Below are 13,683 nucleotides of genomic sequence, written 5' to 3'. Positions count from 1 at the left end.
ATTATCCAATGAATCGCTGATCCATTTTTATATTGTTGTAATAAATTCTTCCCTTGGCCACCTTACTTTTTTAAGACGCGCATTGGAATCATTTTCCACATCGCGATAGCCCAATGACAGTAATGCAACACTTCGTAAACCTTTTTCCTTTAGACCGAGCATTTCATCAAAATTTTCTGCAATGAACCCTTCCATGGGCGTTGCATCAACCTTTTCCACGGCTGCGGCAATCATTCCGGTACCTAAAGCGATATAAGCTTGCTTTGTTGCCCAAATAAAATTGTCTTCATCACTTTTCAACAATAGCCTGTTCAATGCCTTCTCCTTAAAAACCGATAAGTCTTCAATGGGTATTTCCCGCACCTTTGCGATAAGTTCCACATACTTTTCTATTGTGTCCGATTTGATCGAATCAAATGCTGCAAACACCAATAGGTGAGAGGCTTGGTTGATTTGTGGATTAAATGAATGGGCACTCAGTTTTTTCCTTACATCCGGATTTTCAATCACCAAAATTTTATAAGGCTGTATTCCATATGAAGATGCGGAAAGATGGATGGCCTTCGTGATTTTTTCCAAGACATCGTCCGATACTTTTTTGTCACTGTACTGTTTGGTGGCATAGCGCCACTCCATTGCTTCTATCAATTCCATTTTTATGGTTTTAAATTCCTATCCTGTAAAAGATGTATGGTTCCCTTCATGGTATAAAAACTGCCATCGGCCAAGGTCGCATTGCTATAAATGATTCCGTTCTCATGGTCTTCGACATGGGTTACCGTGGCCCCTGACTTTTCTTTCCATGCCACCATATACACCTGTGGTCGAATTTCAGCTATGGTGGTTTCCACTTTTTCCGTATACCCATTTTTTGTTAGCCCCCCTCCTTCTAGAATCGTAAAAACCATGGATGTATCGGTTTCAAAGTAAAGCTCGGTCTTCAATACACCAACATCCATGACATATCGGTTACCTGTTAAGTTGTTTTTCATGTTTGTAACTGTTTTAAGATTGGATTAAGTTGATATCCATCTGTGAAAATGCCGTTTGACCAATGGTTATTTCGAGATATTGCCGTTACCATTGATATATCTTGGTCAGATCGGCACCCTCGGTCAAGTTTACCCTCGGTACACCATCATTGATTTCCACCTCAAATCCATCAAAAAGTTTTATGTTGTTGAAATCGATGGGCTCTCCCTCAATCATATAGCGAACTATCTGTCCTTCCAACTCCTTTTTGTCCACGTATGATGCCCCTGCGTTGATAAAATCATCAACCGTCAGCAACTCATCCCGCTTTTTTCCCATTTTCAAACCATAAAGGTCGAGCAGCATGTTCCTAAGGGTGAATTTTCCGTTGGATGCCTGCCTAATCTGATTATCAAGGTAAAATGCGTAGATGCATCCCCGTCTGTAGGGAAGCTTGCCATAATTGGCATAATCTGTCCAGTATTTCGCGGCAATGGAGTCGTTGTGCGCACCTTTGATCTTGCTTTCGTAATGTGGTTTCAGCGTTTCTTCATTCAGATAATGCAGAAAATCCTCCTCCCCATAAATTTTGCTGTTGGCCAAATTAACAATGGTGATATAATCGTTAAATCCTTCCCCGAACCATTGATTGTCAAAACTGTCGGCACCCAACATCATCTTGGTTCCAATCCAGCTGTGGGAAGTTTCATGTGCCGTAACATATATTCCCCTTGGGTCAAATTTTTTCCCCAGCTTCATAACAAAGCCGTTTTTGATTCCAAAACCGCCAGCTCCAATTTCCTTTTGGTTGTTTTGCAGTACCGTGACAGCCAAAAAATAGAACGGGAAATCGGTATCCTTCCAGAATCTGTGGATACTCGGGAAATAGCTTTTAAAAAAAGGCTGGAAATTTCCTTGGAGATCATTTCCGTATGTATCCTCAATTGTGGTCACACAATAGTAAGGGATGCCCATAACATTGTATTCCTTCACCTCAATATTATCTCCTATAACGAAGTAAATCAAATCTGATAGGTCGTCGTATTGAGCCGAAAGTTTGTCCCTTGGATTTTTCTCAGCAGGTCGGATGGAATTGAAATAAGTGAAACTTTCAGGATAGTTGCGCCATCTGAAAGATACCAAAGGATTACTTTCATCAGTCACATCCAAGGCAAACTGTACATTTACCAAGGTCAACATTCCTTTGGTGATTACAGGTCTGAACAGTTCCGTTTGAGTGGTCCTAGTGGGTCTGTCAACCGGGAGGGAGCCATCTATGCCATAGCTGATGCTGTGTTTTTTGGCACCGTTATGGTATATGGTGATCCGCCTGTTCGCTTTGTCCATCCTGAGCGTTTCAGGTTGGGCAACACGAATATTTGTGATCACGTTGAATATATTGTGCTGTCCGCCAAAATCCGGGTCTCCGAATATAAACACGGTACTGTCCTTTTGGGAGGCAGCATACGTCAGTTCAACCTCCAAATTCGAAGAATCTCCATCCCAGCTAAGTACATAATCCATAAAAGGCTTTGGCTGGGCATGGGAAAAGCTGCTGAAAATCAACAGAAAACTTAGTATGCCCTTGATTTTTTTTGACTCCATAATAGTTTGAATTACATCTGGTTTCATTTTTTAAACAATATTAATTCCATCCATGGCCCAACACCTCTCAAAAAGAAGTCATCGCATTTCCATTTGCCGATTTGTTCGCTGGAACCGCTTCCTGGACAACATCCCAGTGTTCTGCGATTTTACCTCCTTCCATCCGGAAAATATCCACCACAATAACAGGGGTTGGTCCCCAACCATAGACCAAACTATGCGTTATTACAATATCATTTTCTTCCACGATAATGCCTGGTTTCCAATGAAAACCGGCTTCCAGAACCGGCAACAAGTCCCGCAGTCCTTCATGGCCATTGCCCATTGAGGGGTTGTGCTGTTGATAGGATTCATGCCAATAGCGTTCTATGGCCGTGCTGTCCTTTTGGTGAAACAGTTCATCCATAGCCTTACACACGATTTCTTTATTGGTCATTGCTACTTGTTTTTAATTATGATAAAGTTGCATCCAAGCTAATTTCCAATTTGAGCGCATTGCTCACCGGGCAGGTTTCTTCTGCGGATTTTGCGATTTTTTGAAATTCCTCTTCCGCGATTCCAGGAATTCTTGCGGTCAGGACCAATTCAGATTTTGTGATGACCCCTTTATCCAATGTAATCGTTGATGTTGTTTTCAGTTCCTCGGGGTCATAGCCTGCCGCCGTGAGGTCCGCACTCAATTTCATGGTGAAGCAACCGGCATGTGCTGCGGCCATCAATTCTTCCGGATTCGTATCCGTTCCATTCTCAAAACGGGAAACAAAAGTGTAAGGAGTTGCTTTCAAAGCTCCGCTTTGTGAGGTCAGATGGCCTTTGCCTTCCTTGATCGTGCCGTTCCATACGGCTGTTGCATGTTTTTTCATTTTTATAACTATTTTAATTGTTAATACATTTGTTCATTATCTCTGATTCATACACGGTACACTGTGTGATAAATCTTCCTGTCTGTTTCGTATTCATTTCAACTTTTATCCAAATCGATGACTGGATATTATTGCCTATCGGCAAACCGTTGTTCATATGGTTGATATATGGGATGCGTAAAAAAATTATGCGCACCAAAAGTGAGTTGCTCCTTTTCCAGTGTTTCAAGATTGACTTTAAACAAATTCATGGTAGGTTGATTACCAGAGAGAAAGTCGGTTTCGGGCTTGCTTGCCCCACTGTACACAATTGATTTTCCGTCCAAGGAAAATGATGGTGTCAACTCTGTTAAATGGGGCGTGTTGGTAATGTTCCTCCTATTTTTGCCATCCGTGTCCATGATATGGATATCCCCTTTTAACGTAAAGCACATGACTTTTCCATCCGGTGAAATATCCGGGAATATTCCTGTGGTCGAAACGCTTTCCATATCCATTCCCTCCATGGACAATAAGAATGTAAAGCCTGCACCATCGGGGTCTGACACATATACATTCTTGAAGGTCGAATTTTTAACACCCTCCTTTTCATCGATATTGGAGACAAACGCGATACGTCCATCGGGAAACACCGTTGGAAAAAACTCCCAACTAGGTGATTTGGTAAGATTTGTAAGGTGCAAACTATCTTTTACGGCGTATATCTCGGCATTGCCATCTATATTTTTCAATACAAAAATGAGCTTTAAATCCTCGTGCCAATCCAAAACACCTTCATCCGATCTTCCTTTTGGTCTCAGCACCAATTCCCTATTACTGCCATCGGCATCGACGATATAAGTGCCCCTAACACCATCCACTGTTCCGGTGAAAGCAAATTGGCTACCATCTGGACTCCACACCGTTCTCCGGTACATACCACTTGATGACTCCTCAATATGCACTAAGGTTTGCACACTCCCGTCGTTTACGTTTAGGACACAGAGATTCATATTGTTTTCATCGAAAAACCCTATGCGATTTCCTTGGGTATTTCCCTGAGCAATTATTTTTGTGCCACAGCCAATATTCATTAGAATTACCGATAATAGGAGTATGTTTATTTTCATGTTTTTCATATGTTTATGATCAGTGTTGGCGTTTCTGAGTTTATGGCATTCCTTTAATTCTTCGTGTTGTAATAGCCCCCGAAATGGTTGAAAGCGGACCATTCTGGAAGTGTTTTGGGCAGTTTCGGAGCCAGATCGCTGTACTTACCTGCGCCAAAGACCACCCTGCCATCAACCACGGTCAATACGGATGAGATGGTTTTTATCGCTTCCTCTGGTATGGTGAAGTAATCTTTATCGAGCAAGGCAAAATCTGCAAAATGCCCTGGAATGATCTTGCCCATCTCGCCTTCTTGGCTTTCAAACCAAGTTGGTCCGACCGTGACAAGTTTCAATGCCTCTTCCCTGGTCAAACGGTTGTCCTTTGCGAGGATCTCCGAACCTGAAACCGATTTGCCCGTGATCATCCAACTGATACCGATCCATGGATTGTAGGAGGAGGCCCTAAAGGCATCCGTGGTAATGGCAAGTGGAATACCACTATCGACCAACGCTCGTAATCTAGGGGTTTGAAGTGCTTTCTCAACGGTATACGTCTTTATAAACCCATCACCGTGCATGGCCATTTTCATGTCCAAGGCTATCCCGCCCCCCAGTCGCTTTACCCTGGCAATATTTTCGGGAGTGATGGTTTCTGCATGTTCAATACTCCAACGCAGCCCATCCAAAGGTGTCTTTTCATTTATCGCTTCCAGGGCATCCAAGAAAGTGGTGATATTCTCGTTGTAACTGATGTGTAACCGAAAGGGTATTCCCTTTTCAATAAGTTTTGTAATGTCCTCTTTGATATACTTGTGCATCAATGCTTCATCGATGACCACCGCAGGTCTATCAAAATTCTCGTGATCGTGTATTTCCAATCGGAGTATTTCACCCGTGCCTTCATATTCATGACCGTGTGCCATGTTGGGATGCAGGTTTTCCCCTGCGCTTATTGGGTATTTTCGTGTTACAGCGTTAATTTCAGCATCCACCAAAGTGGGGCTGTCGGTATCACCGAACTGAAGGTCAACGAATGGCATTCTGATGTTCAGGCGATTCTCCTTGGCCAATTGCTGTATGGGTGCATGCCCATGGGGATACCCATAAATACTGGCCGCATCCACAGCCGTGGTGACCCCGAACCGGTTCATATCGTTTATGGCATTGGTGATGGAACTGAGTTGCTCCTTCTCCGAAGGTTGTGGCACCATGAGTTCCAGAGCGGCGAAGGTAAATGTATAGGAATGCACCACACCGGTATAATTGCCCTTTTTGTCCTTTTCAAATACGGTCTCCGGTGAACCTGGAAATTTATCCGTGCCCACTCCAAAAGCCTCCATGGCCAAATCGTTCAAATAAGCGCGGTTGTAGGCATACTGTACAATTGCAGGCCTATTTGGCACCGCTTTTTTGATTTCCTCGATGGTGGGCAACCGATTTTCCTTGAACTGGTATGGCGACCATCCCCCGATCACTTTCACCCATTGGCCTTCAGGGGTCCGCTTGGCCTGTTCGCCCAACATTTCCAAGGCAAGCTCCAAGGTAGGAACACCTTCCCATCGCACATTGTAGTTATAGCTCCTTTCATTCAGTATATGGGTATGGGCATCATTGATACCGGGTATCAAGCGCTTTTCTCCAGCATCGATAAGTTTGGTGTTGTTATCCTTTAACCCAAGTATCTCGGCATCAGTGCCCACGGCATAGATCCTGCCCCTTTTTACTGCCAATGCCGAAGCTTCGGGTTTGGTGAGGCTTCCTGTCGTAATTTTTGCATTGAACACGATCATATCTGCCCCCACCAAGGGTTCAGTGGATTGTGCACTGATGCTTACACTAAGGATAAATGCAGTTGCCAGAACGATTAATTTTCTCATCATTTGTTGTTTTTGCTTTAAGCTCGTTTTTGATAATTTATTTTTCCGTATTTCCCGGCATAAAAATCCCGGTACGCTTCAGCGATTTCAGACCGACTGTTCATCACAAAAGGTCCCTCGGCCACAATGGGCTCCGTATAGGGTTCTCCCCCGAACAGTAGCACATCGATGGGTCCTTGAATTTTATTTTCAATGGTGATTTCTCCTTCATCCCTATCAAACTCCACAAATTCCCCACCCTTAAATTCGGTATCATTGAGTACGACATTCTTGGTGGGCAAAAAAGCGGCCACTTCCATCTTGTTCTCCACATAAAGGGTAAAGTCTTTGCCAGGCTCCAATCTGACATGGTATAGGAACTGTTTTGAATAGTTGGGGATGGAAGCGTGTAAGTCTTCATAATCACCTACGATGACCTTTATCCAACCGCCATTGTGCGGCAATCCCTTTTGAGGTACCTCATTGGCATGGATGGCCAGATACGCTGGTTGCTCAGCCTTGACCTTTGAAGGAAGGTTGATCCAAAATTGAAAGGCATGGGTGCTATTGGTATCCGTATGCGAATCCACGTTCAAGGTCTCATCGTGCATGATGCCGTTTCCGGCCTTCATCCATTGTACCCCACCCGAATGTACCTTGGCGTAATTTCCAGCGCTGTCAAAATGCTCATCCTCCCCATCAATAATATAACTCAGGGTGGCAATGCCCCTATGGGGATGCGCCCCTGTTCCGCTATCCATGACGGCAGGTTGGAGCTTTGGGACGATATGGTCCAGAAAAACAAAGGGTCCAACGGCATCCGCATATCTATTTGGCAAAATCCTATGGATGGTCAAGTCTCCTATATCGGCCCTTTGACCCTGGGTTGAAAAACTAGTTCCTTTTTTCATTTCTTAAGTTGTTTAGTCCAGAAACACATAAAGTGCCTGGATTTTGTCATTTTGGAAAATGGCGATATCCATCCCCGTCTGCACGGGTGCTCCCCCTTTCGGGCCTATTCCCCAAAGCAACCTTCCTATATTGTTGTTGATCACTACAGGTTTGAGCAAACGAAAGACAAATTCTTCCGGCATATGTTTCAATACCTCGGTCACACTATCATTTATAGCCTGATGTCCATGGGTCCGGTGTCCCACATGGAAGAGTCCACTATCAGTCCCATACAGGGCTTGGATGGCACTCAGCCGAATCGCCTTGTTACGTTCGCTCCAAACCTTATTTAAATTCTCCTCCATAAGGGAGGCCAGTACTGTATTTGCCATTATTATGATTTTTATAGATGTACAACCGGTCCCGATATATCAAAACCGGTTGTCATGCATTTTACTTTTCATTGGGCACCGGTGTGGCCAAAAGTTGAAGTTCCCAGGCCAAAGCAATGCCACTGCCCCCACCATGCTCCAGAATTACCTCTGCGATTTTGGCAGCTGTTTCCATACGGGCCCAATCCCGTTGCCATTCAGCCGCAAGTGCCAACCAATTGATGGGCACTACACCTGCCTGAACCATCCGGCGAACCGCCATATCATGTGCTTCCGAGCTGACTGCACCACATGCATCCGTAACCACGAATACATCATATCCTTCGCCCATGGCTTGGATAGCGGGCATGGCCACACATACTTCTGTCCATAGACCCGCCAACACCAATTGCTTACGACCGCTTTCTTTGACAATGTCGGTAACCTTGGGATCCTCCCAGGTGTTGATAAAAGTCCTATTGATAGGTTTTTGATCTGGAAATACATCCAGGATACTTTTAAAGATATAACCACCCCGCTCTTCAACTACGGTAGTAAGAATGGTAGGGACATCGAAGGCTTTCGCCGCTTTGGCCAGGCCTACGGTGTTGTTGATAATCATCGTTGGTTCGTGGCTGTTCAAATTGGCCATTTGATAGGGTTGATGGTCGATCAATACGAGTATGCTGTCCTCAGGTCTAAGAAGTGCCTCAAGGCCGATTTTTGTTGTTCTGTTCATGATTGTTACATTTTTTAGTTCCTGTTATTTTTTGTTGACCATCCATTCGTCCGCCTAAATGCTTCAATTTGGATAATCATACTGTCATCTTAGGGCTATTTTTGTGCCATTTACATATACAATTGATAATCAGATACATACATATAATTCAAAAAACATAAACTCTCCTTAATATCATATTATTCTATTATATTAGAAATTAAAGTATCTTTAACCGAAATCAAACGCTATGAAAAATGAAGGATGTGCTCGATGAGTTTCAGCTCAAGGCAAAGTTGATGGATCAATTGCCATACGAAGTGGTCTGGGTGGGTCCGGATGCCAAGTTTATTTATGCCAACGAGAAATTTTGTAATACCATTGGTTACAATAGCAGGGAATGCGGCACATTATCGGTTCTGGATATCAACACGACCCTCACGCCGGAAGGTTGGAAAGCCCATTGGAAGGAGGTCATGGAAAAAGGAAGTCTGAACTTTACCACGGTCCACAAAACCAAGAAGGGTAGATTTTATGATGTGGAAGTATACGTCCAAAAATTCTCATATAACGGAAAAAACTATTTGTGTGCCATTGCCAAAGAAATTACAGAGCCCAACTTTCACAAAAAGATCATAGACAACACCTATGAAATCGGAAACATCGGTGGATGGGAATTGACCTTGCTTGACGGGTCCATTATGGCCACCCCTTGTGCTATGGAAATTCTCAAGGTCAAGGACTTGGAGGGACTCACTCCCCCAAAGGTCATCCATAAGTTTAAGGACAGTGGTCGTTACAGGTCCTTGTTGGGAGGAGTCATCAGAAATGGGACTGCCTTTGATGAAATACTGGAAACCAATGATTCCCCACCCAGATATGTCAGGGCCGCGGCAAAGCCTATCTTAAAAGGGAACAAAATATACAGGGTATTTGGCATTTATCAGGATATTACCGAAATAAAGCAAAAAGACAGTGACTTAAATTTCCATAAGGCCGTTATGGAAAATGCCCGTGACTTTATTGCCGTCTTCAATAAAGAAGGGGATGTGATTCATTGCAACAAATCCCTGATGAAACATTTGGGATACAGCCAGGATGATATGTTGAACCAAAAAAAAATATTTGAACTGGATCCCGGGGCCAGTCGAGAATGGTGGGACGCCCATTTTCAGGAAATCATCGACAAAGGTTCGCTGAATTTCGAAAGATTGTTGTCAAGGGCGGATGACACGCAGTTCCCAATCGATGTTACGGCGAACCATTTAAGATTTAATGGACAGGATTACAACTGTGCCGTGGGAAGGGACATCACCGCAAAAAAAATGCGCGATCTGGAATTGCACGAGGCACTACAAGAAATAAAGGCCCTGAAAGAACGTCTCGAAATTGAAAATGAATATCTGCAGGAGGAGATCGGCAATAAAATCAATTTCAAAAGCATTATAAGCAGCAGTGAGACCTATAAAAGCGTACTTATACAAGTGGAGCAAGTGGCCCCTACCGACACCACGGTATTGATCACCGGGGAGTCGGGCACCGGAAAGGAATTGTTGGCCCGTGCCATCCATAGCAATAGTAAGAGGGGAAACCGTCCGTTGATCAAGGTCAATTGTGCCACCTTGGCCAAAGAACTCATCGAAAGCGAGCTGTTCGGGCATAGAAAAGGTGCCTTTACCGGGGCCACGGCCCATAAGGAGGGCAAGTTCACCCTTGCCGACGGGGGCACCATCTTTTTGGACGAAATCGGTGAGTTGCCCTTGGAGCTCCAACCCAAATTACTCAGGGTCATCCAGGAAGGTGAATTCGATGAACTGGGCGGTACCAAGACCATCAAGGTCGATGTGCGAATCATTGCCGCAACGAACAGGGATTTAAAGGAAATGATTCGGGAAGGCAGTTTTAGGGAAGACCTGTTTTATCGTTTGAACGTATTCCCTATCCACAATATCCCCTTAAGGGCAAGAAAACCGGACATTCCGATACTGGCGCAATACTTTTTGGAAAAATATTCCGTAAAAGCAGGAAAGGCCTTTAAGCGTTTGGCACCACAAACACTTGAAAAGCTCATGGCGTACAACTTTCCGGGCAATATCCGTGAATTGGAAAACCTGATCGAACGTGCCGTCATCATCGAAAACGGTACTACGCTCAACCCGGGCAATTGGCTACCGGAACAGGAAAACTTATCGCTTTCCAATGAATTCAAATCCTTGGAAGCCAATCAAAGGGAATATATTATCGGGGTATTGGAACATACACAATGGCGCGTAGGGGGACCGAGTGGCGCGGCAAAAATTTTAAACGTGAACGACAAGACCTTGTTCGCCAAAATGAAACGACTCGGTATAGAGAAACAAATTTCGGCCAAGTAGTTATTTGGCGAAAACTTTACCATATTGATGAATGATCCGGAATGGCAAGCCGTAACCATGGATGGGTGTTTTCGTATCGCCCCCCTATCAGCTATAAAGACCGGTTGCGATGCATAACATATGATAAATCCAAATCATTAGATGTAAACTAAGCAATGTAGCAATTTGAGTTAATAGGAATCCAACATGAAAGACAAGATGCAAGATGCCCTGATCAAAGGGCAGTTAATGGAAAAACTGCCCCATGAAATGTGCTGGCTGGATGAAAAGGGCAACATCATCAACGCCAATGCCAAGTTTCGCAGTGCATTGGGCTATAGTAAAAAAGAATGCGAAAACTTATCAATTTCGAAAATCAACATTACCGTAACTCCCGAAAGCTGGCGAAAACATTGGGAGGAGGTTCACACGAACCGTAATGTACGTTTCACGACGATCCACAAGACCAAAAAAGGGAAATTCTATGAAGTCGAGGTCAATGCCCAGAGCTTTACCTATGATGGAAAAAAATACATATGTTCCATCTTACATGAACTGGGAGAGACCGGTTTTTACAAAAATCTGATCGAGGACACCCAGTCCATGGCGGATTTGGGCGGGTGGGAGCTCAACTTATATGATGGGTCCATCTTGGCCACGCAATGTGCCCTGACAATATTCAAGGCCAAGAACCCAGAAGACCTGGTCCCTGCCAAGATCATCCATAAATTCAAGGACAGTGAAAAGGTCAGGTCTTTACTTGGGCAGGTCATCAACAAAGGAATTGCTTTTGAAGAGCTATTCGAAACCAACGATTCCCCTCCCCGTTATATCAGGGCCATGGCCAAACCCATCTTAAAAGGAAATAAAATCTATAAGGTTCTTGGCGCCTATCAAGATGTGACAGAATTCAAGAACAGGGAAAGTGACCTGGGCCTTTTGAGCACCGTGATCAACAATGCCCAAGATTTGATCTATGTATACAATGAACAAGGGGATTTATTATACTATAGCGAATCCTTGATTCCCACGTTGGGCTATAGCAAGGAGGAACTGGATCAAATGAGCATGTTCGATCTAGATCCTGCCGTCACGGATGAATTTTACAATGCGCATTTTGATATGTTAAAGGCCAAAGGCTCGCATCGGTTCGAATGGTTGATCCACAGAAAGGACGGGACCATTTTCCCTGTGGACATCACTTCAAGTCATTTGACCTATAAAGGAGAGGATTACTGTTGCTCAGTGGTGAGGGACATTACCACCAACAAAATGCACGAACTTCAAATTTATGAAGCTTTGGAAGAAATCAAATCCTTGAAAGAGCGCTTGGAGATCGAAAACGAATATTTGCAGGAGGAAATCGGCACTAAAATAAATTTCAAAAACATCATATGTCATAGTGATGCCTATAAGCGTGTACTTGTTCAAGTCGATCAAGTGGCCCCTACGGAAACAACGGTATTGATTACCGGTGAATCCGGAACGGGCAAGGAATTATTGGCAAGGGCCATACACAACAATAGTAAAAGAAAAGAACGTCCCCTGATCAAGATCAATTGTGCAGTCCTTCCCAAGGACCTCATCGAGAGTGAACTGTTCGGGCATAAAAAAGGTGCCTTTACAGGGGCTGTTGCCGACAAGGTGGGCAAGTTCACCCTTGCGGACGGGGGAACCATCTTCCTCGATGAAATCGGTGAATTGCCTTTGGAACTGCAACCCAAACTACTGCGAGTAATACAGGAAATGGAGTTTGATGAGTTGGGCAGCACCAAAACAAAAAAAGTCGATGTACGTGTCATTGCCGCCACCAATCGGGATTTGAAGGAAATGATTCGTGATGGCAGGTTCCGGGAGGATCTCTATTACCGACTGAATGTATTTCCCATACACAATATCCCCTTGCGGGCCCGGAAGGAAGACATTCCGGTGCTGACACAGTTTTTTTTGGAGAAATATGCAATGAAGGCCGGCAAAGTCTTTAATCGTGTATCAAAGGATACGATAGAAGCCCTGTTAAATTATAACTTTCCAGGGAACATCAGGGAATTGGAAAATATGATCGAGCGTGCGGTCATCGTGGAAAACGGCCCGACCCTAAAGCCCGGAAATTGGATACCGCATAAGGATATTCCAGCATCGAGCGTAGGCTTTAAATCCTTTGAGTCCATTCAAAAAGATTACATCATCGAAGTCCTCGACCATACCAATTGGCGGGTCAGTGGTCCCAGTGGAGCGGCCAAGATATTAAAGATGAAGGACAAGACCCTTTTTGCCAAAATGAAGCGATTGGGCATCGAAAAAGTAGTCAGTCTAAAGCAAAGAAACAACTTGTGAAGACTGAATAATTACTGGTGCTCCATAAAAAATATCCTTCCAAAGAATGCGATCAGGTCCCATTCGATATAATCACAAAGGTATTGGGCCACAAAAATTGAAATCCAACGCTGCTTAGAACAAAAAGGGAAACCCGAAATGAGCTTCCCTTTTCCAATCTTCCATTTGGAGAGACTATTTCACAACAGTTGCCTCAAGCTCAACGGTCAAGGTTTCAAATAGACTGACCACTTCCAATAGTGTCAACGCCTGTTCCATACCCTGCTTTTCCACCCATTCCTGTAGGATATTGAAGTGGGGCCATAATGCTTCGGTGGATGTGGTATAAATGTTCAATCGGACAATGTTCTTGCAGTCATAACCCGCCTCTTCGATCACTTTTTCAAGATTCTTAAGGGCCAATTCCAACTGGGTCTTCATATCGGCATCGCTCGATATTCCCTCATCATCAATGGCCGTTTGCCCGGAGACATATAAGGTGCCTTCCGGGTTTTTCACTTCAACGGCTTGATGGTAACTTCGTTCCTTTTGCCAAGTCCACGGATTAATTGTTCGTTTTTCCATTACTTCCATGCTTTTGTCTTGCGAATACATCGCGGTTATCAGATTATAAAAAAGGACTGTT

13 protein-coding genes are annotated in these 13,683 nt (G+C 44.0%); 2 read left to right on the top strand and 11 right to left on the bottom strand.

Annotation, left to right across the window (positions count from 1 at the left end):
* Positions 1-27: 27 nt before the first annotated feature.
* The 10 genes from GVT53_RS04340 to GVT53_RS04295 all read right to left on the bottom strand — a co-directional run bounded on the left by GVT53_RS04340 (position 28) and on the right by GVT53_RS04295 (position 8,388).
* Positions 28-654 (bottom strand): nitroreductase family protein, encoded by a 627-nt coding sequence (locus GVT53_RS04340; RefSeq protein ID WP_166247596.1) that lies wholly within the window; start codon positions 652-654, stop codon positions 28-30.
* A gap of 2 nt (positions 655-656) precedes the next feature.
* Positions 657-992, bottom strand: a complete 336-nt coding sequence (locus GVT53_RS04335) for a MoaF-related domain-containing protein (protein WP_166247595.1) — start codon at positions 990-992, stop codon at positions 657-659.
* Positions 993-1,077: 85 nt separating this feature from the next.
* On the bottom strand, positions 1,078-2,577 hold the full coding sequence (locus GVT53_RS04330; protein ID WP_166247594.1) for a gluzincin family metallopeptidase: 1,500 nt from the start codon (positions 2,575-2,577) through the stop codon (positions 1,078-1,080).
* 67 nt (positions 2,578-2,644) lie between these two features.
* Positions 2,645-3,013, bottom strand: coding sequence for a nuclear transport factor 2 family protein (locus GVT53_RS04325; RefSeq protein WP_166247593.1), 369 nt, complete (start codon positions 3,011-3,013; stop codon positions 2,645-2,647).
* 16 nt (positions 3,014-3,029) lie between these two features.
* The gene (locus GVT53_RS04320; RefSeq protein ID WP_166247592.1) at positions 3,030-3,440 is read right to left on the bottom strand and encodes an OsmC family protein; all 411 of its coding nucleotides are present in this window, start codon (positions 3,438-3,440) and stop codon (positions 3,030-3,032) included.
* Between the two features lie 128 nt (positions 3,441-3,568).
* Entirely contained in the window at positions 3,569-4,549 is a 981-nt protein-coding gene (locus tag GVT53_RS04315; RefSeq protein WP_166247591.1) for a TolB-like translocation protein, read from the bottom strand.
* A gap of 53 nt (positions 4,550-4,602) precedes the next feature.
* The gene (locus GVT53_RS04310) at positions 4,603-6,411 is read right to left on the bottom strand and encodes an amidohydrolase (RefSeq protein ID WP_166247590.1); all 1,809 of its coding nucleotides are present in this window, start codon (positions 6,409-6,411) and stop codon (positions 4,603-4,605) included.
* 14 nt (positions 6,412-6,425) lie between these two features.
* On the bottom strand, positions 6,426-7,298 hold the full coding sequence (locus GVT53_RS04305; RefSeq protein ID WP_166247589.1) for a pirin family protein: 873 nt from the start codon (positions 7,296-7,298) through the stop codon (positions 6,426-6,428).
* Positions 7,299-7,310: 12 nt separating this feature from the next.
* Entirely contained in the window at positions 7,311-7,670 is a 360-nt protein-coding gene (locus GVT53_RS04300) for a hypothetical protein (protein ID WP_166247588.1), read from the bottom strand.
* Between the two features lie 61 nt (positions 7,671-7,731).
* Positions 7,732-8,388 (bottom strand): hydrolase, encoded by a 657-nt coding sequence (locus GVT53_RS04295; protein WP_166247587.1) that lies wholly within the window; start codon positions 8,386-8,388, stop codon positions 7,732-7,734.
* Between the two features lie 236 nt (positions 8,389-8,624).
* Here GVT53_RS04295 and GVT53_RS04290 point away from each other — a divergent pair, with 236 nt between their 5' ends.
* Both GVT53_RS04290 and GVT53_RS04285 read left to right on the top strand, forming a co-directional pair.
* Entirely contained in the window at positions 8,625-10,742 is a 2,118-nt protein-coding gene (locus tag GVT53_RS04290) for a sigma 54-interacting transcriptional regulator (protein WP_166247586.1), read from the top strand.
* A gap of 186 nt (positions 10,743-10,928) precedes the next feature.
* Positions 10,929-13,058 carry a sigma 54-interacting transcriptional regulator gene (locus GVT53_RS04285; RefSeq protein WP_166247585.1) on the top strand — a complete coding sequence of 710 codons (2,130 nt, stop codon included), beginning with the start codon at positions 10,929-10,931 and terminating at the stop codon, positions 13,056-13,058.
* A 174-nt stretch (positions 13,059-13,232) separates the two neighbouring features.
* Here GVT53_RS04285 and GVT53_RS04280 read toward each other — a convergent pair whose 3' ends face one another.
* Entirely contained in the window at positions 13,233-13,622 is a 390-nt protein-coding gene (locus GVT53_RS04280) for a RidA family protein (RefSeq protein WP_166250413.1), read from the bottom strand.
* Between the last annotated feature and the right edge of the window lie 61 nt (positions 13,623-13,683).

The sequence above is a fragment of the Flagellimonas oceani genome (genome assembly GCF_011068285.1).
Classification (GTDB): domain Bacteria; phylum Bacteroidota; class Bacteroidia; order Flavobacteriales; family Flavobacteriaceae; genus Flagellimonas; species Flagellimonas oceani.
This window is presented reverse-complemented; position numbering and strand designations above follow the sequence as displayed.

Coding starts and splice junctions, on each gene's coding strand:
- GVT53_RS04340 (WP_166247596.1), bottom strand. CDS start 654: ATGGAATTGATAGAAGCAATGGAGTGGCGCTATGCCACCAAACAGTAC.
- GVT53_RS04335 (WP_166247595.1), bottom strand. CDS start 992: ATGAAAAACAACTTAACAGGTAACCGATATGTCATGGATGTTGGTGTA.
- GVT53_RS04330 (WP_166247594.1), bottom strand. CDS start 2,577: ATGGAGTCAAAAAAAATCAAGGGCATACTAAGTTTTCTGTTGATTTTC.
- GVT53_RS04325 (WP_166247593.1), bottom strand. CDS start 3,013: ATGACCAATAAAGAAATCGTGTGTAAGGCTATGGATGAACTGTTTCAC.
- GVT53_RS04320 (WP_166247592.1), bottom strand. CDS start 3,440: ATGAAAAAACATGCAACAGCCGTATGGAACGGCACGATCAAGGAAGGC.
- GVT53_RS04315 (WP_166247591.1), bottom strand. CDS start 4,549: ATGAAAATAAACATACTCCTATTATCGGTAATTCTAATGAATATTGGC.
- GVT53_RS04310 (WP_166247590.1), bottom strand. CDS start 6,411: ATGATGAGAAAATTAATCGTTCTGGCAACTGCATTTATCCTTAGTGTA.
- GVT53_RS04305 (WP_166247589.1), bottom strand. CDS start 7,298: ATGAAAAAAGGAACTAGTTTTTCAACCCAGGGTCAAAGGGCCGATATA.
- GVT53_RS04300 (WP_166247588.1), bottom strand. CDS start 7,670: ATGGCAAATACAGTACTGGCCTCCCTTATGGAGGAGAATTTAAATAAG.
- GVT53_RS04295 (WP_166247587.1), bottom strand. CDS start 8,388: ATGAACAGAACAACAAAAATCGGCCTTGAGGCACTTCTTAGACCTGAG.
- GVT53_RS04290 (WP_166247586.1), top strand. CDS start 8,625: ATGAAGGATGTGCTCGATGAGTTTCAGCTCAAGGCAAAGTTGATGGAT.
- GVT53_RS04285 (WP_166247585.1), top strand. CDS start 10,929: ATGAAAGACAAGATGCAAGATGCCCTGATCAAAGGGCAGTTAATGGAA.
- GVT53_RS04280 (WP_166250413.1), bottom strand. CDS start 13,622: ATGGAAAAACGAACAATTAATCCGTGGACTTGGCAAAAGGAACGAAGT.